Annotated in this window: 18 protein-coding genes; 15 read left to right on the forward strand and 3 right to left on the reverse strand. The window is 39.9% G+C overall.

The genetic code is table 11. From position 1 onward, the window contains the following. Position 1: 1 nt before the first annotated feature. Complete coding sequence (trpF, locus tag DFQ04_RS02880; protein ID WP_133552493.1) at positions 2–622, reverse strand: phosphoribosylanthranilate isomerase; 621 nt, start codon at positions 620–622, stop codon at positions 2–4. Between the two features lie 124 nt (positions 623–746). On the opposite strand from trpF, the gene DFQ04_RS02885 reads away from it, so the two are divergent. The 10 genes from DFQ04_RS02885 to DFQ04_RS02930 all read left to right on the forward strand — a co-directional run bounded on the left by DFQ04_RS02885 (position 747) and on the right by DFQ04_RS02930 (position 14,974). Continuing rightward, on the forward strand, positions 747–1,409 hold the full coding sequence (locus DFQ04_RS02885; protein WP_133552495.1) for a hypothetical protein: 663 nt from the start codon (positions 747–749) through the stop codon (positions 1,407–1,409). Next, complete coding sequence (locus tag DFQ04_RS02890) at positions 1,396–3,057, forward strand: S8 family peptidase (protein WP_133552497.1); 1,662 nt, start codon at positions 1,396–1,398, stop codon at positions 3,055–3,057. The genes DFQ04_RS02885 and DFQ04_RS02890 overlap by 14 nt, the downstream gene beginning before the upstream one ends. A gap of 36 nt (positions 3,058–3,093) precedes the next feature. Continuing rightward, positions 3,094–3,750: a ribulose-phosphate 3-epimerase gene (gene rpe, locus DFQ04_RS02895; protein WP_133552499.1), complete on the forward strand. Its 657-nt coding sequence runs from the start codon at positions 3,094–3,096 to the stop codon at positions 3,748–3,750. A 109-nt stretch (positions 3,751–3,859) separates the two neighbouring features. Next, positions 3,860–4,360 (forward strand): hypothetical protein, encoded by a 501-nt coding sequence (locus DFQ04_RS02900; protein WP_133552501.1) that lies wholly within the window; start codon positions 3,860–3,862, stop codon positions 4,358–4,360. A 90-nt stretch (positions 4,361–4,450) separates the two neighbouring features. Then, the gene (locus DFQ04_RS02905; RefSeq protein WP_133552503.1) at positions 4,451–5,473 is read left to right on the forward strand and encodes a hypothetical protein; all 1,023 of its coding nucleotides are present in this window, start codon (positions 4,451–4,453) and stop codon (positions 5,471–5,473) included. 95 nt (positions 5,474–5,568) lie between these two features. Continuing rightward, the gene (gene gyrA / locus DFQ04_RS02910; protein WP_133552505.1) at positions 5,569–8,088 is read left to right on the forward strand and encodes a DNA gyrase subunit A; all 2,520 of its coding nucleotides are present in this window, start codon (positions 5,569–5,571) and stop codon (positions 8,086–8,088) included. A gap of 24 nt (positions 8,089–8,112) precedes the next feature. After that, positions 8,113–9,321, forward strand: a complete 1,209-nt coding sequence (locus tag DFQ04_RS02915) for a tetratricopeptide repeat protein (protein WP_133552507.1) — start codon at positions 8,113–8,115, stop codon at positions 9,319–9,321. 197 nt (positions 9,322–9,518) lie between these two features. Continuing rightward, positions 9,519–10,607, forward strand: coding sequence for an acyloxyacyl hydrolase (locus DFQ04_RS02920; RefSeq protein ID WP_166637238.1), 1,089 nt, complete (start codon positions 9,519–9,521; stop codon positions 10,605–10,607). Positions 10,608–10,696: 89 nt separating this feature from the next. Continuing rightward, entirely contained in the window at positions 10,697–13,168 is a 2,472-nt protein-coding gene (locus DFQ04_RS02925) for a PIG-L family deacetylase (protein ID WP_133552511.1), read from the forward strand. Between the two features lie 99 nt (positions 13,169–13,267). Beyond that, positions 13,268–14,974, forward strand: coding sequence for a sodium:solute symporter (locus DFQ04_RS02930; RefSeq protein WP_133552513.1), 1,707 nt, complete (start codon positions 13,268–13,270; stop codon positions 14,972–14,974). 56 nt (positions 14,975–15,030) lie between these two features. Here the strand turns inward: DFQ04_RS02930 and DFQ04_RS02935 are convergent, their stop codons facing one another. Beyond that, positions 15,031–15,879 carry a DUF2911 domain-containing protein gene (locus tag DFQ04_RS02935; protein WP_133552515.1) on the reverse strand — a complete coding sequence of 283 codons (849 nt, stop codon included), beginning with the start codon at positions 15,877–15,879 and terminating at the stop codon, positions 15,031–15,033. 172 nt (positions 15,880–16,051) lie between these two features. Between DFQ04_RS02935 and DFQ04_RS02940 the strand changes: the two genes are divergently transcribed. Further along, a complete protein-coding gene (locus DFQ04_RS02940; protein ID WP_133552517.1) occupies positions 16,052–16,972 on the forward strand; it encodes a 2-hydroxyacid dehydrogenase in 921 nt (306 codons plus the stop codon). Between the two features lie 8 nt (positions 16,973–16,980). Continuing rightward, positions 16,981–17,823, forward strand: coding sequence for a universal stress protein (locus DFQ04_RS02945; protein WP_133552519.1), 843 nt, complete (start codon positions 16,981–16,983; stop codon positions 17,821–17,823). On the opposite strand, the gene DFQ04_RS02950 is transcribed toward DFQ04_RS02945, so the two are convergent. Beyond that, positions 17,810–18,529: a tetratricopeptide repeat protein gene (locus DFQ04_RS02950; RefSeq protein WP_317129583.1), complete on the reverse strand. Its 720-nt coding sequence runs from the start codon at positions 18,527–18,529 to the stop codon at positions 17,810–17,812. The genes DFQ04_RS02945 and DFQ04_RS02950 overlap by 14 nt on opposite strands. Positions 18,530–18,646: 117 nt before the next feature. On the opposite strand from DFQ04_RS02950, the gene holA reads away from it, so the two are divergent. The 3 genes from holA to DFQ04_RS02965 are packed head-to-tail and all read left to right on the forward strand — an operon-like array spanning position 18,647 to position 24,385. Next, positions 18,647–19,669, forward strand: coding sequence for a DNA polymerase III subunit delta (holA, locus tag DFQ04_RS02955; RefSeq protein ID WP_133552522.1), 1,023 nt, complete (start codon positions 18,647–18,649; stop codon positions 19,667–19,669). Positions 19,670–19,687: 18 nt separating this feature from the next. Further along, positions 19,688–22,675, forward strand: a complete 2,988-nt coding sequence (locus DFQ04_RS02960; protein WP_133552524.1) for a tetratricopeptide repeat protein — start codon at positions 19,688–19,690, stop codon at positions 22,673–22,675. A 3-nt stretch (positions 22,676–22,678) separates the two neighbouring features. Further along, complete coding sequence (locus DFQ04_RS02965; RefSeq protein WP_133552526.1) at positions 22,679–24,385, forward strand: TonB-dependent receptor; 1,707 nt, start codon at positions 22,679–22,681, stop codon at positions 24,383–24,385. The last annotated feature ends 45 nt before the right edge of the window (positions 24,386–24,430 follow it).

A 24,430-nucleotide genomic window follows, 5' to 3' on the forward strand; every position in this document is an offset into this window, starting at 1 on the left:
ATTAATCCTCAATTTCGAGTTTTTCAAGTACTTCAGCCATCTGATCAAAGTCCCTGAGCCCTGTTTTTATTTCATTTTCTCCATTTAAGGAAACGCCATAAAGATTTAAGTCCTGAATTAGCTCCAAAACATTTTCAGAGTTGATGCCTCCTCCTAGAATCACTTTGCATTTAGAACTTAAAGTAGAAATGGACTCTTTTTCAGATTCAGACAATTCATCGGATTCAGGAATTACATGAAGAATGATTCCAAGTTTTGAAATCAAATCTGAAACCTCCGGCTCAAGGTGAATTAATTCGGGAAGATTTCCTCTATAAATTAAAGACAAACCCTTGTCAATCAGTTTCTCAATATCTTCAAATCGATCATGTTCTACCCAGTTGATTTCAGGATAATCCTTGAGTACATCAAGAATTTCCATATCCAAGGTACCGGTAAATTCTCCAACAAAATCCACTCCTGAAACCCAACCGGTAATCTCCTTAAATCTATCCGGATGGAGGTAATTAGGATCAGTAGGGTGTAAAGAAAATCCCAATAAATTTACCATCATGCCTGAGCAATATCTTGCGTCAGTCAAATTGGTGACATGATTGATTTTTACAAAAGTTCGAAGGGCCATGGTGAATTAAATTGTGCTGCAAAGTAAGTATGGATTTTTTGGGAGAAAAGGAAATGGAGAAGGAAACGACTGGAATCAAATGAAATTCGCATTATTACCTTTATTTTTATCTAAAATTCAAAAAATGAATAGAGGCTTAGTTTTGTTGGTGTTTGCAGCAATCTTTGGCTTTTTCAGCTGTGTGGAGGAAAAAGAGGAACCATTGTTTGAAGAAGGGAAAGAGTTTCAGCCCTTGTCAATAGGCCTTTTTTGGACGTATCAAGTGGAGGAAACGGAGTATTTTGGAGAGAATGATTTTGAGAACAGAAATTATTTTTTGAGAGATAGAATAAGAAGTTCCTATGTCAATGAAGCGAAAGAATTGGTTTTTATTGTGGAAAGAAGCCAATCCAATAACCAAAGCAATTGGAATAAGATAATTGAATACACCCTTTTGCTAAGAAATAATTCCTTGATCAAAAATCTAAATAATCAGTCGGTCGTAAACCTAGTATTTCCTCCTAGATTAGGGACTAACTGGAACGGGAAAATCTATCAGGCTGAAGGGGATGATGAATTTGAAATTGATTTGGTTGAGGGGGATATTCTCCGTGTGAATCAAGAGGAATTCGATGATAAAGTGACCAAAAGGGATGTCCGTTTTGAGATTTTTCAAAAAAACATTGGTTTGACGGAAGCGTTTTATGATGTAATTACCTATTGTTCGAGAAATGATTGTTTGGGAAATCAATTAATTGACGGTGGAAAGAAAATATCTATGAAGTTGGTGGATAATGGAAAAAATTAAATCAATACTGACCTTTCTATTTTTTACAGGGATAGGGATTTCTGCCTTTTCTCAGGATCGCTATACTGTCTATTATAAATTCAAACCTCAGAGTGAATTTTCTCTTCAGCAGCCTCAGGCTTTTCTGACTTCAAAGGCAATCCAAAGACGGCAAAGGGAAGGGCTTCAACTGGATAGTTTGGATTTGCCTGTTTCCAAAAAATACACTGATCTCATTGGGAAAAATTCGAAGTACATTCTTTATCACAGCAAATGGTTGAATGCTTCAGTGGTAATCGCTGATCAAAACCAATTAAAGGAAATTCAAAAACTCCCATTTGTTGAAAGAACAGAATTAGTTGCGATTGGATTTACCCCGCCTCCTTCGGCAAGATTAAAAAACCTAATCAGAGCTTCGGCGACCACCACAGTAAATTGTGATACAAAGCTGAACGCTAGAATGGAGGAGGTAAATGAAAATTCCTATGATTTTCAGAATCAGCTAATAGGGATTGATAAGATGCATAAAGAGGGATTTACTGGCAAAGGTGTGACCATTGCCGTTTTTGATGCAGGATTTCCTGGAGTAAATACGGCTAGCGCTTTTACCCATTTGTTTACTAATAAGCAAATTGTTGGTCAAAAGGATGTAGTCAAGCCTTGGAATCCTCAGGTTTTTACAGATCATCCTCACGGAACAAATGTATTATCCCTCATTGGTGCTAAAGACGAAACCAAGTTGGTTTCAGGGGCTCATGGATCAGATTTTATTTTGGTAATCACAGAAGATGTAGCCACTGAGTATAGAATTGAAGAAATAAACTGGATTAGGGGTGCTGAGTTTGCGGATAGTTTGGGTGTAGATATTATCAGTAGCTCTGTTGGCTACTGGGATTTTGATGATCCGAAAATGAACTATACGCTTGCTAATCTTGATGGAAAAACGGCTACTATTACCAAAGGAGCCAATATTGCTTCTCAAAAAGGAATCTTGGTTATCAATAGTGTAGGAAATTACGGTGCTGGGGGTGCCTCAACTTTAGTCGCTCCAGCTGATTCGAAAGAAGTATTAGCAATCGGATCGGTTACCAAAACTTCCACTGTATCGGGGTTTAGTTCCAGAGGACCAACAGGGGACGGAAGGTTAAAGCCAGATTTGGCAGCATTTGGAGATAGTCCGGTTCTTATCAGAGCCAATGGTACAACAGCGGTATCCAGTGGGACTTCATTTTCTGCTCCTCAGGTAGCGGCCTTGGCAGCTGGACTTTGGGAGGCGAAACCTGAATGGAAAAGAGCACAATTGATAGATGCTCTTTTACGAAGTGCCAGCCAATACAATTCCCCTGACAATTTATTGGGGTATGGTATTCCTGACTTTTTTAAAGCGTATTATGGAGAAATTCTTTCTGCCCCTGAAGAAGATTCCGCATGGAAAATTTACCCTAATCCACTGGTTGAAAATGAGTTGAAGATCCAGTTCGGTTCAGGACTTGAAGGTAATTTTGAACTTATAGATTTGAATGGTAAAGTGCTTATTGAAGCCGATTTGACCAGAAATGATTCCCGATCACCATTCCTAATTTCTCTAGAAAGTATAAAACCTGGACTTTATCTGGTTAGATTTAGACAAGGAATAAATACCATTCAAACCAAATTAATCCGGCGATAAGCATTGAAGAGCTGATTTGCCAAGAACTTAAGACTAATGTTTCCACTAATTGCCCCATCCATTTTAGCTGCTGATTTTGCCAATCTTCAAAAGGAAGTAGAAATGCTTAATGCCTCAGATGCTGATTATATCCATGTGGATATTATGGATGGAGTATTTGTGCCCAATATTTCTTTTGGGATTCCTGTCACCGAGGCTATCCATCGCCATGCAAAAAAGCCATTGGATGTGCATTTGATGATTACACAGCCTGAAAAATACCTAGAAGCCTTCAGGAAAGCAGGTGCAGAAACGATCTCTGTTCATTATGAAGCCTGCCCGCATCTCCATAGAACAATTCAGGAAATCAAAAGCCTTGGAGCTAAAGCGGGAGTTGCAATTAATCCCCACACACCAGCTGAATTGCTGTCGGAAATCATTGAGGATATAGATTTGGTTTGTGTAATGTCTGTAAACCCCGGATTTGGTGGGCAGAAATTTATAGAAAACACCTATTCCAAAATTTCCAGAATCAAAGATTTGATTTTGGCAAAAAACTCCAAGGCCTTAATTGAGATCGATGGAGGAGTAAATCTTCAGAATGCACCATTTTTATTGGAAGTAGGTGCTGATGTTTTGGTTGCAGGAAGTTTTGTTTTTAATTCTACTGATCCTGAGGCAGTTATTTCCCAAATGAAAAAATTGAGGAAGTAAATTCCGTCTACCGCTCATCATAAAATTCCTTAAAAGGTCAAATCTTACCTTGGATTTCCAAGCCTCAAAGGTTTTATTGAAAGTTGTATCAACTTAAATTAAGCTAACTATGAGAAAAATTTGGATGTTTTTGGTTCTATTTGGAGGTATGAGTGTAGTGTCTTTTGCACAGGAAGCGGCTTCTGAGGATGTTATTTCTGAGGAGGATTTGGAGAAATTCGCTAAAGTTGAGGTCATGACTTCTCAATTTGTTGAAGCGAAAACAGAGGAGCTAAAAAATATGATTATCAACAACGAAGTGATCGATGGTGGGGCAAGATATAATGAAATTAAAGCTGCTTGGGGAGATGAGGCAAAAGAGGCCGAAATCAAATTGACAGACGAAGAAAGAGCTGCTTATAAGGCAATTAAAGATTTTCAGGACTCTCTTCAGCAATCAGTAGTGGATTACAAAACTGAATTGATTAAGAACGATGAGATCCTTGGTGTCTCTATTTATAACAAAGTAAATGGAGCTATCAAAGAAGATCCTACCATGAAGGAAAAGCTGGATCAGAAGATTGCTGAATTAAAAACCAAGGGAGATTCTACTGAAGGAGTAGGTAAATAATTCTTCTTGGCAAAGGATTTGAAGAAGTCTCCCAAAAAGAGACTTCTTTTTTATTTTACACCATTCTAAAGTTGGAATCGTTATACAGATATGTTTAAAAAGTATATACTCCCTGCCATTCTTTTGCTTGTTACCTTTTCGCAAAAATCATTTGCTCAGAATGAGGATATTTTTGGAATAAGTGAAAAAGCGAAAAACCCCAAAAGTGAATCTGGTGTAGGCAATGTGACCCGAAATATCTTGGAGCTTTTTTCTCTTGAAATTTCAACTGGGGCTGCCTACCATCAAATGGGAATGAATTTTTTTTCTGAAAATCCAGGATTATATCCTTTAACTCAATTCCAGAATTTTGAGAATCCCTTGGATATCACTCCTGAAAATCCCTTGAGAATGACCGGAGGGGATTGGGTTTTGCCTTTGTTTAACGGAGGTGTAAGGGTCAATCTATTTAATATTCTTACCATAGGCGGGGGATATGGTATGGAGTGGGGTAAGCTTCCAACTTTGGAAGGTGGAGATTTTCGGTTTCCCATGGAAGGCCCTACCTATAAAATGAGCAAAACCTATGGCACAGTAGGTTTGGTATTGTATGACGCAAAAAGAAGACAGAGTTTTTTAAAGTGGAAGTATAGACGGTACAGCTCCAATAACCTCTACATGCAATCGGAGCTAAGACAAAGAGCAAGACAGATCTACCCTTGGCGATTTATTTTGGAAGGAGAAATCGGAAATTTGAAATTGAAGGATGCCTACGACCCTGCTCTAGATCAACCAAACAATCTGTATGAACCTAGATTAGCAGTCTCTCCAGACCCTTATTTTGGAATGGGTTTAAGGATAGAAAGGGACTTTTCTGAATACACTAAAATGTTTATAAAGGGTGGTGCAGACTTTAGGAAGTTTACGTATTCATCCAATGATTTTTCTGAAATCCAATCACTTACTCAAAACCTTTATGGACTGCAAGTAGGTGTAGCCATCAAAATCCCAGGTACAAAACGTTGCAAAATTCAAGGCTGCGGAGTAGTGATGAAACACCTGCACGATGGAATAGAATATCGGGGTAGCGGTATATTCCAATTGCAAAATCGAAAAATCGGACAATGGTATTGATGCCAAAATAGCTAGTTTTACTTTCGGACCAGGGTTTTATTACCTTGGTCTTTTTACTATCTTGCAGCCTTATTTGACGCGCGAAAAAGCACTATATGGCCCAAGGAGAAAACGAGCACATTATACCTATTAACATTGAGGAGGAAATGCGGGGAGCCTACATCGATTATTCGATGTCGGTTATTGTTTCAAGAGCACTTCCAGATGTACGAGACGGATTAAAGCCAGTTCACCGAAGAATCCTTTATGGAATGCAGGAACTGGGAGTTTTACACAACAAGCCTTATAAAAAATCTGCCAGAATTGTTGGGGAAGTATTGGGTAAGTATCACCCACATGGAGACTCAGCAGTTTATGATACCATGGTTCGTATGGCCCAAGAATGGTCACTACGCTATCCTATGGTAGATGGTCAAGGTAACTTTGGTTCTATCGATGGGGATAATCCAGCAGCGATGCGATATACCGAGGCAAGACTGAGAAGGATTGCTGAGGAAATGTTGGTTGACATCAATAAAGAAACCGTTGATTTCCAATTCAACTTTGATGACTCTCTAAAAGAACCAACCGTTCTTCCTGCAAAAGTACCTGCACTTTTATTGAATGGAGCCTCTGGTATTGCGGTAGGTATGGCTACCAATATGGCCCCTCACAACCTAGGTGAGATTATCGATGGCACTATTGCCTATATAGATAACCGTGATATTACAGTTTCTGAGTTGATGCAGTACATCACCGCTCCAGATTTCCCTACTGGAGGTATTATCTATGGATACAATGGAGTTAAAGCTGCTTTTGAAACTGGTCGTGGCCGAATTGTAATTCGGGGTAAGGCGAATGTTGAAATCAAGGATGGTGGAAATAAGGAAATGATTGTCATTACCGAGATTCCATACATGGTCAATAAAGCCAACATGGTTGAAAAGACCGCCCAATTGATCAATGAGAAAAAGATTGACGGGATATCAGCTATTCGAGACGAATCTGACCGATCTGGTATGCGTATCGTTTATGAATTGAAGCGAGATGCAGTTGCCAGTGTGGTTCTAAATAATCTTTACAAGCAAACTGGTCTTCAGACTTCATTCTCAGTAAACAACGTTGCTCTTGTAAAAGGTAGACCGTTAACGCTGAATTTGAAAGACCTCATTGTTCACTATGTAAGCCATAGACATGAGGTCGTTGTAAGAAGAACTGAGTATGAATTAAGAGAAGCTGAGAAAAGAGCGCATATCCTCGAAGGCTATTTGATCGCACTAGATCATTTGGACGAGGTTATTGCTTTGATCAGAAATTCTGCAGATCCTGAAACAGCAAGAAATGGATTGATGGAGAAGTTTTCTCTAAGTGAGATTCAGGCCAGAGCCATTTTGGATATGAGACTTCAACGTCTTACCGGAATGGAGCGCGACAAAATCATTCAGGAATACAAGGAAATCATGGCATTGATCGAGGAATTAAAAGAAATCCTCGCCAATGAAGATAAGCGAATGGAGATCATCAAGACGGAGCTTAAAGAAATGAAGGACCGTTATGCTGATGACAGACGCACAGAAATCGAGCACAACGCGGAAGACTTCAGCTATGAAGACATGATTCCAAATGAGGAAGTAGTGATCACTGTTTCTCATCAAGGATATGTGAAGCGTACCGTTTTGACAGAATATCGTACCCAAGGTAGAGGAGGGGTTGGTTCAAGAGGGGTGTCTACCAAGGATGACGACTGGACAGAATATCTATTTACTGCTTCTACGCATAATTACCTTCTGATCTTCACAGATAAGGGCAAGCTGTTCTGGCTTAAGACTTATGCTATTCCTGAAGGCTCCAAAACTTCAAAAGGCCGTCCAATCCAAAACTTGATCAATATTGAATCTGATGATAAAATCAGATCAATTATTCAGGTGGATGACTTGAACGATCAGGATTATATCAACAATCATTTCTTGGTGATGATTACCAAGAAGGGGATTATCAAGAAAACTACCTTAGAGCAATATTCCAGACCTCGATCAAACGGAATTATTGCCTTGAATATCAGAGAGGACGATCAGTTGGTCAATGTAAACATGACCAATGGAGCTCAGCATATTGTGATTGCCGCAAAATCTGGTAGAGCAATTCACTTCCCTGAATCAGCGGTAAGACCAATGGGAAGAACAGCTACCGGTGTAAAAGCCATCACGTTAAATGATGATAATGATTTTGTCATTGGCATGGTTTGTGCCTCGGAGGAAAATGCAACTCTGCTGGTAGTGTCAGAAAAAGGATACGGAAAAAGATCCCTCCTTGATGAATATCGAATCACCAATAGAGGTGGAAAAGGTGTCAAAGCAATGAATGTTACCGATAAAACAGGAGCATTAGTCGCTATAAAAGAAGTAGTTGACACCGATGACCTAATGATTATCAATAAGTCCGGAATCATAATCAGGATTTCAATGGATCAATTGAGAGTAATGGGTAGAGCCACTCAGGGGGTAAGATTGATTCGAGTGGGAGAAGGAGATGAGATTTCTTCTGTCGAAAAAATTTCAAGAGAAGAAGACGAAAATGAAGATTCTTCCGATCTTGCGACCGATTCCACTGAATCTACCGAAGAAGTAACTGAATAACCAAACAAATAAGAACAAACGCTAATGAAAAAGCTGATTCTCTCAATAGCTCTAGTGGGTGCTGCCACTTTTGCTTTTGGACAAAAAAAGGTGGTGCGAGAAGCCGAAAAAGGATTTAAATCTGGTGACTTGGCTGCTGCACTTACAGCAATTGACGCTGCTACAACTAACCCTGAAACTAGTGGCGATCCAACAACATTTCTTCTTAAGGCTCAGATCCAAACCAAAATGTTTGGCGCTGATTCCACTAACACGATGGAAACCCTTGAGATAGGAAATGCTGCCTACGCTACATTTGAGAAAACCATGGAAATGGCAGGTGGCGACAAAGCTTCTGCTGCTGGAAAAGGCGTATATGCAGAGGAATTGCCAGGTATTCCTGAAAATCTTCGTCCTTATTCTATCAATTCTTTGAAGAATCTTTCTTTCGACAAAGCAATTGAGAGATACAATGAAGAGGATCTAGAGATGGCTTATGAATTCTTCAACCTTGCCGGAGAAATCGATAAGACTGACTCTACTATTCATTACAATGCAGGTTTCCTTGCCAATGACTTAGGTAGATTTGAAGATGCTAAGAAGCATTTCAATTATCTATTTGCATTGCCTGACTACAACAAATTGAATGCTTACTATTTCATGGTTCAAATTCTAAGTACTGAGGAGCAAAATCCAGAAGGTGCTTATGACATGGTAACTAAGGCTAGATTAGAATATCCAGAGGATAAAGTTTTGGCCGAGTATGAAATCCAGTTGTTGCTTCAGTTAAACAGAATGGATCAGGCTATGGCTCAAATCAAAGAAGCTTTGGCAAATGATCCAAACAACCCAGGTTTGTGGTTGAGATCTGGATACTTGAAAGAGCAATCAGGAGACGTAGATGGTGGTTTGGCTGATTACAAAAAGTCAGTTGAAATTGATCCTGAGTTCTATCAAGGTAATTATTACACAGGAGCTTTGCTTTTGGAAATGTCTACTAAAATGTTAAATTCACTTAACGATCTATCTGATGCTGAGTGGGAAAAGCAGTCTCCAATTGTAGGTGCAAAAGCTGATGAAAACTACAGAGAAGCTGCAAAATATTTCACTAAAGCTTCTGAGCTTCAGCCTGAAAATACCGATGTGATGATCATTCTTTTCCAGGTTCATACAAGATTGAAAAATACTGCTGAAGCAGAAAAATATAACCAAAAGCTAATCCAGCTTTTAGGACCAAATTGGATGGATAATTAATAATTACCCTTCAAAAAGATTAAATAGACCGGATTTATTCCGGTCTATTTTTTTAATATAGAAGTGGTATTCAATTCCTTATCTAGATTAAAAATGATTTTTAAATTTTGATTAAGAGGTTTTGGCAAATGAGCAGGTTAATGACCCTTTCTACTTTTACTTCTAAAAGATTTGGTTTTAAAGTATACCCCTTGCTCATGGGTTTAGCTTTCATTTTTTCCTTTTCCTCCTTTGCTCAGTCTGAATTTCAAAAATCCTTTAATTTCTCACTAGAATCAGGCCCTTTGCTAAGTAATGGGACAGATTGGGGAAATGAAATAAAAGACCTAGTAAAGTATCGGGCAGTTGATTTTCAACTAGCCTGGAGAAAAAACACCAAAACGATCTATAATTCCTTATATCGTTATCCAACATTTGGAATAGGATATAACTCATCCATTCTTTATGAGAAAGAAATCGGAAGGCCAATGGCTATTTATGGATTTTTTGAAATTCCTTTCTCTCGTCCGAACCAAAACAAATTGAATTTTGGCTATTTCAGCCAGATGGGATTAGGGTTTAATCTTAAGCCTTTTGATCCCGATTTAAATCCCAACAACTTATATATCGGTTCCTATTTGAACTGTTACGCCTATCTAGGTGGATATGCCAAATATGCCATCCATGAACGGGTAGATATTCGCGCAAGCTTTGGGTTAAAGCACTTTTCCAATGGTTCAATAAAAAAACCAAACTCAGGGATTAATCTCTTTCCTCTCAAGGTGGGAGTTTCTATCAAATTGGGAGAAATAAAGCCCATTCCCTACGACAGGTTTGAAATTCCTTCCAAAGAGTTAAAAAAGTATTGGAATTTTTCTCTTTATACAGGAATGAAAAGTTATGAGATCAATGATCCAAGCTATTTTAGGGGAGGAGTAGGAGTTAATTACTTGTTTGAGCCTGCGTATAAGTATAGACTTGGATTAGGTCTTGACTTTTTTTGGGCCCAAGGGATGGATCAAAGAATCCCTGGAAATGAATACGGTTTTAAAGACCAAACATCATTGGCTGTCGTCGGTTCTTGGGAATGGCAACTCACAGAAAAACTCTATGTACCAATAGGACTTGGAGTTTACCTGTATAGAAACGAGCTAAACCAGGAGTTTACGGGATATTATGAGCGGATAGGGGCAAGGTATCGATTTGACAATAATATGTTCGCGGGGCTTCAGATTAAAGCCCATAAAGCAAAAGCTGACTTTTTTGAATTTACAGTGGGGTACACGATCCAATCTGGAGAAAAGTGATTGGTTCGGACAGTATCTCGTCCGATGGTAAAAAAAAGTTTTTTTTCCTTAGCCATACCTATAGCTTAGTGGGTCAATTTATTACCCCTATGAACTTAACCAAAAGAAGTCTGAGTTTATTTCTGGTTGTTTTTGCCTTTTTTGGAATTACCGCTTTTGCGCAATCCATCCCTTCTTCCCAGATTTTCCATGATTTAAAAAAGCTGAAAGAGACTCGAAGAGTCCTTTATGTGGCTGCCCACCCAGATGATGAGAACACTCGTCTTATCGCTTATTTGGCGAATGGAGAGCATATGGAGGTAGCTTATCTGAGTTTGACTCGGGGAGATGGAGGTCAGAACCTTATCGGTAAAGAATTGGGAATTGAGTTGGGACAAATCCGAACTCAAGAACTGCTGAAAGCAAGACAGACGGACGGTGGTAGACAATACTTTACCAGAGCATTGGATTTTGGCTACAGTAAGGATCCGACTGAGACCTTGCAGAACTGGGATAAAGAAAAACTTCTTGGGGATGTGGTTTGGGCGATTAGAAAATTTCAGCCTGACATTATCATCACCCGATTCAATACTATTCCAGGAGTGACTCATGGGCACCATACCACTTCGGCGATTTTGGCTGGCGAGGCATTTAAGATCTCAGGAGATCCTAACGCCTATCCAGAGCAATTAAAATTTGTGTCTCCTTGGTCACCAAAGCGGATTTTCTTCAATGCCTATAATTTTAGAGGAGATTTTCAGCCAGAAGAAGGCAAAAAATATTATCCTTTCGAAGTTGGAGGTTTTGATCCGCTGTTGGGTAAGACCTATCATCAAATCGCTGCTGATAGTCGTACTATGCATAAATCTCAAGGATTTGGATCTACCGCCGGGACCGGAGATGCTAAGGATTACATTGAGCAAGTAGATGGAGAAGCTTATGAAATGACTCCTTTTGATGGGGTGAAAAATAGATGGGAATTGATCCCTGGAGGTTTGGAAGTTGAAAAGCAGATTGAGAAGGTTTTGAATGAATTCAATTTCATAGAACCTGAAAAAAATGTTCCTGCTTTACTTGCTCTTCGGAAAAATTTAATTGGGTTGAATTCCTCTGAAACCTGGATCACTGAAAAAATCTCCAAGTTGGATCAGTTGATTTTTTCCTCCATGGGAATGGAAGCGGAGTTGATTTCCAGAAAGGAATTCGGCTATCCAGGAGAAACTATAAAAGCAGAATTAGTGCTTACAAATCCTTCTCAAGTGGTGATTGAAGAGGCGACTCTTATGGTGAGGAATTCTTATTTCCTAGGCAAAAAAGAGGGTAAACTTAATCTCAAAAACAACCAAGTACTTAACCTTCCTGTAGAATATACTATTCCAGAAGACCAGGAATTTTCTCAGCCGTATTGGTTAGAGAACGCATTAGATGGTTCACTTTTCGGTGTAAATGATCAGAGATTGATCGGTTTGCCTTTCAATTCCTATTTTGTTTCTGGTCAGCTTAACCTTCTGATTGAAGGTCAGGAATTTAAGCTTCCTCTTCAGCAAGTTTATAAATACAACGATCAGGTCGAAGGAGAAGTAAAACAACCTTTTACCATTGTACCAGAAGTTGACCTTACGCTTTCCAAAGACAATGTGTTTTTGATTTCAGGAGCTGATCCTACAGTGATGATTTCTGTGAATTTCAGAGATCAATTCTTGGAAGGGGAATTGGACTTTGAAGGCTTGGATGCCTCCAAATTCCGGATTTTGAGCGTGGAAGATGTTCCTTTTCAGAAAAAGAGAAATTATAAGGTTGCCTTCCTGCCCAATGGTCCAGGTAAAAAAGTGATCACGGCAAGATTTAAAACTCCATCAGGGAAATCTTTTGATCAGATATCCAAGACGATTTCTTATCGGCATATTCCAAATCTTACCTACTTCAGACCTGCCTCGATCAATTTGATTCAGGCAGATTGGAAAATTTCGGGTGATAAAATTGGTTACATTCCTGGTGCAGGAGACGATGTTCCGGGTTTGATTTCGGCTTTGGGTTATCCAGTTACTTTTATTGGTGAAGGCGATTATACTGTGGATTATCTCAGCCAATTCAAATCAATAATTGTCGGTATCAGAGCTTACAATACGAATGAAGTTCTAGCTGCAAACCAGCAGGTTTTAATGGGTTATGTTCGATCAGGCGGAAACCTGATTGTTCAATACAATACCAGTTCCCCTTTGCTGACCAATCAAATCGGACCTTATCCTTTTACCATTGGAAGGGATCGAGTGACTGTTCAGGAATCTCCGGTCAAAGCTGATTGGGCTAGCTCTATTTTGGCAGGTCCAAATCAAATGAATGAGGAAGACTTCAAAGATTGGGTGCAGGAAAGAGGGTTGTATTTTGCAACCCAAATTGATGGGCAATACAAAACGCCTTTGAGCATGCAAGATCCAGGAGAGGATGCAAGCAATGGTTCATTGATTGTTGCTGATTATGGAAATGGTCATTTTGTCTATACAGGAATTTCATTCTTCAGGCAGCTTCCTGCTGGAGTTCCGGGAGCAATTAAGTTATTCATTAACCTGATCGAGCAATAACGTGGAAGAAAACACCAATTGGAATAAAATCTATCTTGGTCTGATGGCTAGTCTGGTTATCATGATTGCCTTGTTTTATTGGTTAACAGTCGCATTTTCATGAGGACTCTCGATTGGATAGTTTTATTCTGGACTTTGGTTTCCATTGCTGCCTTTGGGATTTATAAGACCCGTGGGAAGAAAAACTTAGATTCGTATTTAAGGGGGAATAAGGACTCCATGAATTGGTGGACTATCGGTCTATCAATCATGGCGACTCAGGCTTCTGCGATTACTTTTTTGAGCACCCCAGGGCAAGCCTATGAAGACGGGATGAGGTTCATTCAATTCTATTTTGGGCTTCCGCTGGCTATGATTATCATCTCTGTTAGCTTTATTCCAATTTATTACAAGCTAAAGGTCTACACGGCTTATGAGTATCTGGAAAATAGATTTGATCTCAAAACCAGAACGCTAACTTCCTTATTATTTATCGTTCAGAGAGGACTTGGAGCAGGAATTACCATTTATGCTCCGGCTATTATTCTTTCTACACTCTTGGGCTGGAATCTTACTTTGACTAATATTTTTATCGGGGTTTTGGTGATTTTGTACACCGTTTCTGGAGGAACTGAAGCTGTTTCTATTACCCAAAAGCAGCAAATGGCAGTAATGATGGGCGGGATGATTCTAGCCGGAATTATCGTGATTCAACTTCTCCCGATTTCATTCGGTGAGGCGATGCATGTGGCCGGAAAAATGGATAAACTAAACGTGGTAAGTTTTGAGTTTGACCTTGCAGATCGGTATAATGTCTGGTCAGGTATGACTGCGGCTGTATTTCTTTTTCTAAGTTATTTTGGAACTGATCAAAGTCAGGTTCAACGTTACTTGTCTGGACAAACCCTAACCCAAAGCAGAATGGGTTTGATCATGAATGGTTTTCTGAAAATCCCCATGCAGTTTATTATTCTTTTCATCGGGGTGATGGTTTTTGTTTTTTACCAATACATCCAGCCTCCTGTATTTTTCAATAAAGTCCAGACCGAGAAATTAAGAGAAAGTGAGCTTGCTCCGGAATTTGAGGCTTTGGAAAAACAATACGAGGAAAGCTTCCAATCTGGTCGGGCTGCCTATCAAGAAATGCTGGCAGCCATTGATCAAAATGAAGACGAAAAAGCAGATCAGATCAAAGGGAAAATAGAAAGCATTAAATCTGAGCAAACTGAAATCCGCGAAGAGGTTAAATCTCTGATTTTGAAAAATGATCCCAATGCCGAAACCCGAGATACAGATTATGTATTCATGCGATTTGTGATGGATTACCTTCCTCCGGGAATCGTGGGCTTGCTTTTTGCCGTGATCTTTTCAGCCGCGATGTCATCCTCCTCTTCTGAATTAAATGCCTTGGGGTCAACGACCACCATTGATTTGTACAAAAGGTCTATCAATAAGGAAGCAAGCGATACCCATTACTTAAAGTCATCCAAGGCTTTTACAGCATTTTGGGGAATTGGAGCGATTATCTTCGCCACCTATGCCTCCCTATTCGAAAACTTAATTCAGGCTGTGAACCTGCTGGGATCATTGTTTTATGGGACGATTCTAGGGATTTTTATCGTTGGATTTTTCATGAAGTGGGTCAAAGGTCGAGCTGTGTTTATTGCTGCTCTTTTCTCTCAGGCGCTTATCCTTGTCATTCATTTTAGAAATGGAGAAGGTTTATTTGGCTTTCATTGGGACATCGGATTTTTGTGGTACAATGCCATAGGATGTCTCGCAGTCATGCTTTTTGCATCCATAATCCAACTATTTAAAAGAGATTAAAAAGAAAAAGCCTTCGGAATTCAGATTCCGAAGGCTTTTTTGATTCTTCACTTTTCTTATTTCAAGGTCTTGATCAAACGCTCATTCAAGGCTACATAATCCGGGTTATTGGCTTCCTTAGCCAAATCTTTTGACTTCATTGCAGAATTATAAGCTTCTGTTTTCATTCCCAAAGCCAATTCAACTTTAGCTCTTAAGTGTACAGTCCAATATTTTGGATCCTTATCTGTTGATTCCTTGATCCAAGTATAGGCCTGATTCATGTCCTTTCTATTGGTGTAATAGTAATTGGCAGCCTGGTACAATAAACCTGGATCAGTGGTTTGTGCATCTATGACCAATTTTTTGATATCTGCCATTACAATTGGATCAACTTCGCTGGAGATAGTGAATTCAACCCGGGTATTTTCCCAACTTAAGGAAAGGTCTGAGCTGTTGTCTGTAATATTGTTGAAGGAGATTTCAAATGTTTCGAATTTCTTGCTGGCTTTTCCAGAAGATACTGTGAATCGGTGAAAATCATCCTTGTCGTTATATCCAATAGCGCCCCATAGTTGGGTGTTTTTGCTCAAAACAATGGTCCAATCGGATTTTCCAGGAATAGTGTAAAGTGCATAAGATCCTGCTGGTACAAGTTTTCCACCAATTGTAACATCTGTAGAAAAAGAAAGTGTAGTCGCTGAATTAGCACCTGTTCTCCAAACCTGTCCATAAGGAACCAACTCTCCGAAGATTTTTCTACCCTTAGCACTTGGACGGCTGTAGTCGACGGTTACGTCAGTAAGACCAACGCGTTGGGAAATTTTCGCTGAAGGTGAAGCTTGAGGCATTTGTATTTGCTGAGCAAACACAGCAGATCCCGACAAAAACAGGATCAGAAAAGCGATTTTAAATTTGTTAAGCATGGTTTTTATTTCTTAAGTCAAAGTTGAAATGTAAAATATCTGTGGAAAGTTCTTTTCATGGGGCAATTTCTGTCATTTAAATGTCATTTAAAAAACCTTCGGCAAATTTGATCAATGGATTTTTTGGGGCTTTGGATTGGCTTATTTTTACATTGAAACCATAATTCTACCGATGAGTCTTGCCATTATCAGCCCTGGAAGAAACCCTCAAATTTGGATTGATGCTTTAAAGTATTCCAAGCCGGATATTGATATTCAGGTTTATCCAGACATTGACCGGCCAGAGAATGTCGAAATGGCCTTGCTTTGGCAGCATCCTCCAGGATATCTTAAGAATTTTCCCAATTTAAAACTCATCAGTTCTTTGGGTGCCGGTGTGGATCATATTCTGAGTGATCCGGCAGTTCCTGAACAAATGCCCATAGTTCGGATAGTGGACGAAAAGCTCACATGGTCCATGACCAATTATGTGATCATGGGTGTTTTGAATTTTCATCGCCAGCTAACGCGATATCAGGCAGATCAGAAAAGGAAGGTCTGGGATATGTCCAATCCGGAAATTCCTGTGAAAGTAGGCGTAATGGGAGTTGGAGCCTTAGGGGGAGACGTTTTGGATAAGTTGAACTACATGGGATTTTCTGTGGCAGGATTTGGGTTTTCGGAAAAATCTGATTTTCCTTATCCCTATTTTTCAAAAAACCAGTTGAAAGAATTTCTCTCTGAAATCAATGTTTTGGTTTGTCTGCTTCCGTTGACTCCTGAAACAGAAGGGATTTTAAGCCTTGAATTGTTCAAAAATTGCCAGCCTGGAACTTTCCTAATTAATGTAGCGAGGGGTAAGCATTTGGTGGAAGAGGATTTGATTCCTGCTTTGGAAAAAGGCTATTTATCGGGAGCCTTGTTGGATGTTTATCGAAAAGAGCCTTTGCCGACAGAGCATCCTTTTTGGGAGGAAAGCAGAATCCAATTGACTCCGCATATAGCCAGTGTGACCAATCCTCAGGCCGCTGCTCCCCAGATCATTGAGAACTTCAGAAGACTTAAATCCAACCAGCCTTTGGTCAATCTCGTAAACCGAGAGAGAGGTTATTGACTTTTTCTATGAAAAACGGTTTTGTTATTCTTTGCCCGATTGATTTTTCAGAGTGTTCTTTGAATGCAATCGAGTATGCCTCAAGAATTGGGGAAAAGTATAAAGCGAAGCTGATCTTATTTCATGTCCTCAATCGAGAAGATTACCTCAAACTTTCTCCTTTGGATGAAGAGGGAAAATACCAGCTTGATTTCGTTAGAGAAAAATTAGGCAATCTTCAAAAAGCTGTCATAGCCGAAAGTATTCCCAGAGGACTAAATGCCTGTGAAATTGCAACACAGGAAGGTAAGATAGTTCAGGGGACCTTGGATTTTGCCAAGTCCATAAAGGCAGATTTAATTGTCGTTGGGACGGAAGGGGTAAATGAGTTGCGGGAAAATATAATTGGAAGCCGGGCCAGTAGGCTGGTAGAGCAATCAGAAATTGACATCCTAGTGGTGCCAAGGAAAGTATTTTTCAAACCTCCCCGAAAATTGGTTTATGCGACAGATTATCTTGAAGAGGATAAATTGGCTATTCAAAAAGTAGGGGAATGGGCTGGCTTTTTCGATTCTGAGATCGACGTAGTTCATATTTCTAATTCCCAAAAGTCCATTGACAAAGTTCTCCATCTGACTATGGTTGAAGAAATCAAGCCTTTTGTCAAGCATGAGAAAACCAATTATGTGCTCAAGGCCTTTAGAGATGATTTGGCTTTGGGTTTAGAAAATTACCTTCAGGTGGCCAAAGGTGATATATTGGTTACTTTGAGTAAAAAGAAATCCTTTTTTGATCAAATTTTCTCCAAGAATATTTCCAAGAAAATGTCCTATTTCCTCAGCAAACCCCTTTGGGTGATCAAGGAGTTTTAGACTTTTTTCCGGAAAAAATCCCCTTTACAAAATCGAGGAATTCCTTTCGGCTTTTTTGGTCTCCCACAATAGATTTCAGAGTTGAGAAAAAGTAGTCCAGATTCATTTTTGGACTTTCTTCACGTTGTGGAGTGATTGGCTTTGGAATTTCCTGAGATTTTTTTTCTCCAATTGGAGGGAGATCATTGGGATTTGAATTGGGTTTGTAGCCCACCAAATCATCTGCTTTTTTGAAGCTTTCCTTGGATCTTTCTTTATACCCAAGTTTTTCCTCTACGAGTCCTTTATTGTTATGAGAAACAGCATCCTCAGGATCAAGTTCTATTGCTTTTTCATAATCTTCAATAGCTCCCATCAAATCACCAATTCGATCTTTTAAAAAAGCTCGACTACTATAACGGTAAGGGTTTTTAGGGTCAAGATTGGCTGCACGATCCAACTCAGCGAGGGCTTCCTCATTTCTACCAAGTAAATGCAAAACCACTCCTCGGTCGCTTATGAAGTCGGTATTATAAGGTTCAAAAGAAACCAAAAGGTCAAAATCCTCCAACGCCTGTTCTCCTTTCCCCAATCGGGTCAAAATTCTTCCTCTGTACAAGTGGAGCTCTGATTTACCAGGATAGGCCTCAATCAACTCGTTGAATGAAATTAAAGCCTCCTCGAATTTTCCTTCCTTATAAAACGCAATACCTTTTTCGAAACTCATCATAAACTTATTTGCTCACAAAAGTAAACCGAGATAAGGAAAGCAAAGTTTATTTTCTTCCTTTTTGCTCCAAAATCAACTCGGCTGTTATCTTTAAGTCCTCGAGTTTTTCCAATTATGGCCCATTCACCTGAAGCTGTTCTTAAAGATCTGAAAGCAAATAAGTTTGCCCCCATTTACTTTTTGCAGGGGGAAGAACCGTATTTCATTGATCTGATTACAGACTACATCGAAAAGAATGCGATTCCTGAATTTGAGCGTGGATTCAATCAATTGGTGATGTATGGGAAAGATTCTCCCATGAATGTGATTCTTGGAAATGCCCGGAAATTCCCAATGATGGCCGAGCGCCAATTGGTTTTGGTGAAAGAGGCCCAGAGTATTCCTGATTTAGGAAAAGAGGATGCTCAAAAATTACTTTTAAGCTATCTAGCCAATCCACTTCCCAGTACGATTTTGGTCTTTGCCCATAAGCACAAAAAACTGGATGGAAGAAGTGCGCTGAAAAAAGAGCTTGATAAAAAAGCGGTTTTCGTAGAATCTGAAAAAGTAAAAGACTGGAAGCTTACGGAATGGGTCGAAGGATACTTTTCAGGTTTAGGTCATCAGATTGAGCCTAAAGCTGCATTGCTATTGTCGGATTCCATCGGTAACAATCTGGAGGTCATGGCCAATGAGGTAGGAAAGATGCTGATCAATTTTCCCGAACCGACCAAGTTTACGGCAGACCACATTTCCAAGTACATCGGAATCAATAAAGACTACAATAATTTTGAATTGACGAAAGCGATTGGATTTAAGGATTCTACAAAGGCAAATCAGATCGTTCATTACTTTATTCAAAATCCAAAATCCCATCCGGTTATTCCTATTTTTTCATTGATGTACAACTACTTCACCAAAGTAGCATTGATCCATAAACTTGGTGGCGCATCAGAAAATCAGGTTGCATCCACAATAGGAGTGCATCCTTTTGCTGCGAAAGAATATATCGTAGCATCCAAGAACTACAATTTGGGCAAGATAATTGATGTATTTGGGTACATCAGAGAGGCAGACCTTCGATTCAAAGGAGTGGACTCCGGAAGCATGGAAGAAGGTGAAATCCTCCGCGAGCTGGTGTATAAGATTTTACTCTGATTACCCAATAAACCATCTATGAAATACTACCTGGCATTGCTGGCAGGTTTAGGTATCTGCGTGGAAGCTTTTGCTCAATCCACGCTATACCAGACTAGCCCTCAACAAATTTTGGACTACAATCTGGAGCTTTTTGATAAGCAACTCTTTGCTGCTTCTGCCTTTGATAATTCCAGATTAATCAATCACACACTTACCGGAGAACAACAAAAATCAGCCGAACTTCATCGGGCCATGGCTGCTTTGCAGTTGGAAAGTCCTGATGGACCGGGCTTGATGAAGTCTTATATTTTTGATCACGGAAATCATCCTAGCGTAACCACCGCAGGACTATACCTGGGAGATCATTTTTTCTACAAAAGAAATTACAAAGAAGCTTTGGAAGCTTTTGCTTTGGTGAAAGCAGATGGGCTGGGAGTCGAGAATAGAGCTGATGTCCTTTTCAAGCAAGGCTATTCAAATTTCCAATTGAAGAATTACAATCAAGCCGCACCTTTTTTCGATCAGGCAAAAACCTTGGGTCAGCCGATTAGCTTCGATGCCTATTATTACAGCGGTTTTATTGCCATGGAGCAAGGAAATTTTCAAAAGGCAATCACTGATCTTCAGGCCGCTTCAAAATCTGCCCAGTATGCTACAAAAGTCCCTTATCTGCTGACTGCCTTATATTACCAGCAAGGTCAATATGATCAGGCGATAAGTTATGCCGAACCTCTTTTAGCATCCGGGCAAAATCTGGATAGAAAAGAAACCATTCATTTGTATCTGGCGGAGACGTATTACGCGAAGAAGGATTTTGCCAATGCATCCAAAAACTACGATGCTTTTATAAATGCCAGAAAAGGGGAGCTATCCCGTGAGGAAGTGTATAAAGCAGGGATTTCTTTCTTTGAAATCGGAAACTTCCAACGCGCTACAGATTATCTCAAAGTATCTGCATCTGCTACCGACGAAATCGGTCAGGCTTCGAGCTATTACTTGGGGCATGCCTATTTGAAATTGGAGAATTTCCAGTTTGCATCCAGTAGTTTTCAGGCAGCTTCAAAAACCTCATTCAATAAGTCGATTCAAGAAGAATCTCTTTTCAACTATGCGAAAGCAAATCTTCAGAAAGGAAGTTTCCAGATCGGGATTTCAGTTTTAGATGAGTATTTGGATACTTATCCTTCAGGGAAATTTAAAACCGATGCGGAAAATCTGCTTTCTGAAGCTTTGATCAATACCAATGATTACCTCAGGGCAATTGATCAGATGGATAAAATTAAAACCAAATCTCCTAGAATTCAGGCTGCCTACCAGAAGGTGGCTTACTATCAGGCAATGGTGTATTACCGAGATCAAAAGTATAAGCCAGCTCTTGCCTATTTGGATAAATCTCAAGCTTTTCCTTCAGATCGGGACCTGTTGTTAGAAACTCATTTTTGGAAAGGAGAAATCTTGGCAGCTGACGGAAATCTTCCTCAGGCTATCCGAGCTTATGAAGCCGTCCGTGCCATGAACCCGGCAACTTCTCATCCCTTTTTGATCAAAACCCATTATGGATTGGGTTATGCTTATTTCAATTCCCAGCAATACACCAAGGCCGAGGAGCAATTCCGTTTGTATACAGAGAAACTCAGAGGTCAATCTGAAAAACAAAATTATGACGATGCCTTGCTAAGACTAGGCGACTGTCAATATGTACAAAAGCGTTTCAAGGAATCGGAAGCCACTTTCCAACGGGCCATCAATGAGCAGAATTCAGGCATTGATTATGCGTATTTCCGTTTGGCAGTAGTCCAGAATTTCCAGAATAAAAACAATGAAGCCTTATCCAACCTAGACAGATTGATTTCTGGGTTTCCTTCCAGCTTGCATCGAGAAGATGCTATGTTCCAAAAGGGTCAGATCAATCTTGAGGAAATTCGCTACAACGAAGCCTCCAATGCCTTTTCGGATTTGATTTCTACCAGACAAAGTTCCCCTTTTGTTCCTTTTGCTTTGGAAGGTAGAGCAGTCGCGAACTTTTCACTGAGAAATTATGACCAGACGATTTCGGATTATAAGAAGATTCTCGACCAATATCCTAATTCGGAAAATGCTGAAACTGCACTCAAAGGCCTTCAGGAAACCTTGGCTTTGCAAGGCAGATCAGCAGAGTTCAGCGATTATTTGGCTAAGTATAAAAGTTCAAACCCTGGAGCTGGAAACGTTCAATCTCTGGAATTTGAGGCTGCAAAAAGCCTTTACCTAGATAAGAATTTTGCGCAGGCAGCAAGAGCTTTCGAAAGTTACCTTAGAAGCTATCCTCAGTCGGCTCAAAAAACTGAGGCGCTTTATTTCGCAGGGGATGCTTTCTTGCAGGCAGGAGATACCGAAAGGGCTGTAGGATATTTCAAACAACTTGAAAAAGAGCCTGCTTCTCCTCAGCGAATTCGGGCTATTCAAAAACTTGGGACCATTGAATTGGACCGGGGTAATTATGCTGCTGCCATTCCGTATTTGGAAACTGCTTCCCAAAATGCCAGAAACAAAGTCGAGGAAGCTGAGGCTATTCAGGGTTTGATGATTGCGAATTTTGCGACAAAGAAATTTGCCCAATCCATCACCTATGCTGATCGCTTGGTGATCTTGGATGGTATTTTGCCAGAAACTACCCCAACAGCCTTATTGACCAAGGCCAAAGCTCAAAAAGAATTGAAGCAAATTCCACAGGCTGAGTCTACTTTGAAGGCTTTGGTAAATGATTACAAAACCATCCAAGGTGCAGAAGGGCTTTACCTTTTGGCATTTTCTCTTCAGGAAAGAGGAGACATTCCTCAGTCCAATGATGTGATTTTTGATTCTTCCGGGCCATTCTCTGATTTCGATTTTTGGTATGGAAAAATGTTCTTGCTTTTAGCTGATAATTTCCTGAAAACCGGAGAAAATTTCCAGGCTAAGGCTACTCTGGAATCCATTGTGGAGAGATCCACCAATGCAGAAATTAAAGCCGAAGCAGCTGCTAAACTCAAAACCCTGAACTAAACCATGAAAAGACTATTTCTTCCATTGATTTTTATCGGAGTTGGATTGCTTAGCAAAACCGATCTGATGGCTCAAACCGAAAAAAGAGGCGAAGTTCAGGATCAGGAATTTGTTATCAGAAAGGACCGGGTTTTGACTGTTCCTGCGCAGCCCCGCGTATTTGAGCGATTGCCGGTACTTCCACAGCCTTCCGGAATTCAGGATTTCCGCTACTCGGTCACGCCTTATTTCCTAAAAATTCCAGCTTTGACTCTTCAGCCAACGGCAGTTCAAAAAGACTACAGACAACCTAAATTGGATCTGTATTCGGGATATGTGAGGGCAGGTTATGGGAATTTTGATTCCCCCTTATTGGAGGCCAGATTTATGTCCATCAGTCCTGATCCGGTGAGTTATTCAGTGAATTTTAAGCATCAGGGATTCAGAAAAGGCCCTGCTGGAACCTATCAGGATATAAGTCCCGAGAGCCATACCTTATTTTCTGGTGATTTAGGCTATTTTCTGAGTGCTGCAGAAATTTATGGAGGCCTGAATTGGGCTCAGGACAAGTATTCCTTTTATGGGGAAGATCCAAACTTCCAGATTCCAAATGAGGCAGATTGGAATGATCCGATCGTGCAGAGTAATATCCTCAACAATTTTCAAATCTTTGGAGGAATTCGGGATATAGAAAAAGTAGGCCCATTTTCTTACGATGCGCAGTTGAGATTTAGAACTTTCAAAGACAGCTACCTAGCCAAGGAAAATGAATTTGGAGTTCGTGGAGAAGGAAAGTTCAGAACTGATTCTGATTGGTCAGGAAAAGTGGGAGTAGAGTATTTTTCCACCAGCCCTAGTAATGAGTCCTATGAGATTACCAGAAGTTATTTCGGGATTAGACCGAGGATTTCTTACGATTATGAGGCATTCCGATTTACTGCAGGGATCAATGTAGTTTCCGAAGATGATTCTATCCCAGGAAAAGAAAGTGATTTTAGGATCTTTCCAGTGTTAAAAGCCAGTTATCAGTTTGCAGAAGAATTTGGCTTCTTCGCTGAGTTTTCCGGTGATGTAAATCTAAATACCTATTTCGGCTTTGTTCAGGAAAACCCCTTTTTGGGTCCTGACACCAGATTATTAAATACAGTAAACAATTACAAAGTAGATGGTGGGATAGAGGGACAATTTCAGGAAACCTTCCATTACCGAGCTGGAATAGACCTGAGTCGATATAATAACCTTCATTTCTTTGTAAACAGCATGGCAGATTCTGCAAGGTTTGATATCGTTTATGATGAGAAAACCACTGTGGTGAATGTCAATGCAGAACTTGGATTTAAATTCAGCGAAACCTATTCCTTAGGTTCTAGATTGGATTTGTTTCAATACAGCCTTTCTACAGAAGCGGAAGCTTGGCATCGCCCGGTTTGGGAATTTAGAGTCAACAACCAAATCAAGCCTTTTGAAAAATTACTGATTCAGGCCAATTTGAATTTTATGGGAGGGCTGAAAGCAAGAGGTATAAATACTGTTGAAATAAATCCCCCAGTGCAGGAGGTTGTAAATTTGAAAACCATAGCTGATATCCAGCTAAAAGCTGATTTTAAAATCACGGATAGGATATCTGTTTTTGCAGAGGGAAATAATCTCACCAATGGTCAAAACATGCGCTGGCTAAACTATCCGGTTCGTGGAGTGCAGTTGATAGGAGGGGCAAGCTTCAAATTCTGATAAACTGCAACGAAAAGGTTGGGCTTTCCACCGATTTGGATTAGT

The sequence above is a fragment of the Algoriphagus boseongensis genome (assembly GCF_004362805.1).
Lineage (GTDB): Bacteria > Bacteroidota > Bacteroidia > Cytophagales > Cyclobacteriaceae > Algoriphagus > Algoriphagus boseongensis.

Coding starts and splice junctions, on each gene's coding strand:
- DFQ04_RS02890 (WP_133552497.1), top strand. CDS start 1,396: ATGGAAAAAATTAAATCAATACTGACCTTTCTATTTTTTACAGGGATA.
- DFQ04_RS02950 (WP_317129583.1), bottom strand. CDS start 18,529: ATGAGTTTCGAAAAAGGTATTGCGTTTTATAAGGAAGGAAAATTCGAG.
- holA (WP_133552522.1), top strand. CDS start 18,647: ATGGCCCATTCACCTGAAGCTGTTCTTAAAGATCTGAAAGCAAATAAG.
- DFQ04_RS02965 (WP_133552526.1), top strand. CDS start 22,679: ATGAAAAGACTATTTCTTCCATTGATTTTTATCGGAGTTGGATTGCTT.
- DFQ04_RS02945 (WP_133552519.1), top strand. CDS start 16,981: ATGAAAAACGGTTTTGTTATTCTTTGCCCGATTGATTTTTCAGAGTGT.
- DFQ04_RS02930 (WP_133552513.1), top strand. CDS start 13,268: ATGAGGACTCTCGATTGGATAGTTTTATTCTGGACTTTGGTTTCCATT.
- DFQ04_RS02900 (WP_133552501.1), top strand. CDS start 3,860: ATGAGAAAAATTTGGATGTTTTTGGTTCTATTTGGAGGTATGAGTGTA.
- DFQ04_RS02935 (WP_133552515.1), bottom strand. CDS start 15,879: ATGCTTAACAAATTTAAAATCGCTTTTCTGATCCTGTTTTTGTCGGGA.
- gyrA (WP_133552505.1), top strand. CDS start 5,569: ATGGCCCAAGGAGAAAACGAGCACATTATACCTATTAACATTGAGGAG.
- DFQ04_RS02925 (WP_133552511.1), top strand. CDS start 10,697: ATGAACTTAACCAAAAGAAGTCTGAGTTTATTTCTGGTTGTTTTTGCC.
- DFQ04_RS02960 (WP_133552524.1), top strand. CDS start 19,688: ATGAAATACTACCTGGCATTGCTGGCAGGTTTAGGTATCTGCGTGGAA.
- DFQ04_RS02920 (WP_166637238.1), top strand. CDS start 9,519: ATGGGTTTAGCTTTCATTTTTTCCTTTTCCTCCTTTGCTCAGTCTGAA.
- rpe (WP_133552499.1), top strand. CDS start 3,094: ATGTTTCCACTAATTGCCCCATCCATTTTAGCTGCTGATTTTGCCAAT.
- DFQ04_RS02885 (WP_133552495.1), top strand. CDS start 747: ATGAATAGAGGCTTAGTTTTGTTGGTGTTTGCAGCAATCTTTGGCTTT.
- DFQ04_RS02905 (WP_133552503.1), top strand. CDS start 4,451: ATGTTTAAAAAGTATATACTCCCTGCCATTCTTTTGCTTGTTACCTTT.
- DFQ04_RS02915 (WP_133552507.1), top strand. CDS start 8,113: ATGAAAAAGCTGATTCTCTCAATAGCTCTAGTGGGTGCTGCCACTTTT.
- trpF (WP_133552493.1), bottom strand. CDS start 622: ATGGCCCTTCGAACTTTTGTAAAAATCAATCATGTCACCAATTTGACT.
- DFQ04_RS02940 (WP_133552517.1), top strand. CDS start 16,052: ATGAGTCTTGCCATTATCAGCCCTGGAAGAAACCCTCAAATTTGGATT.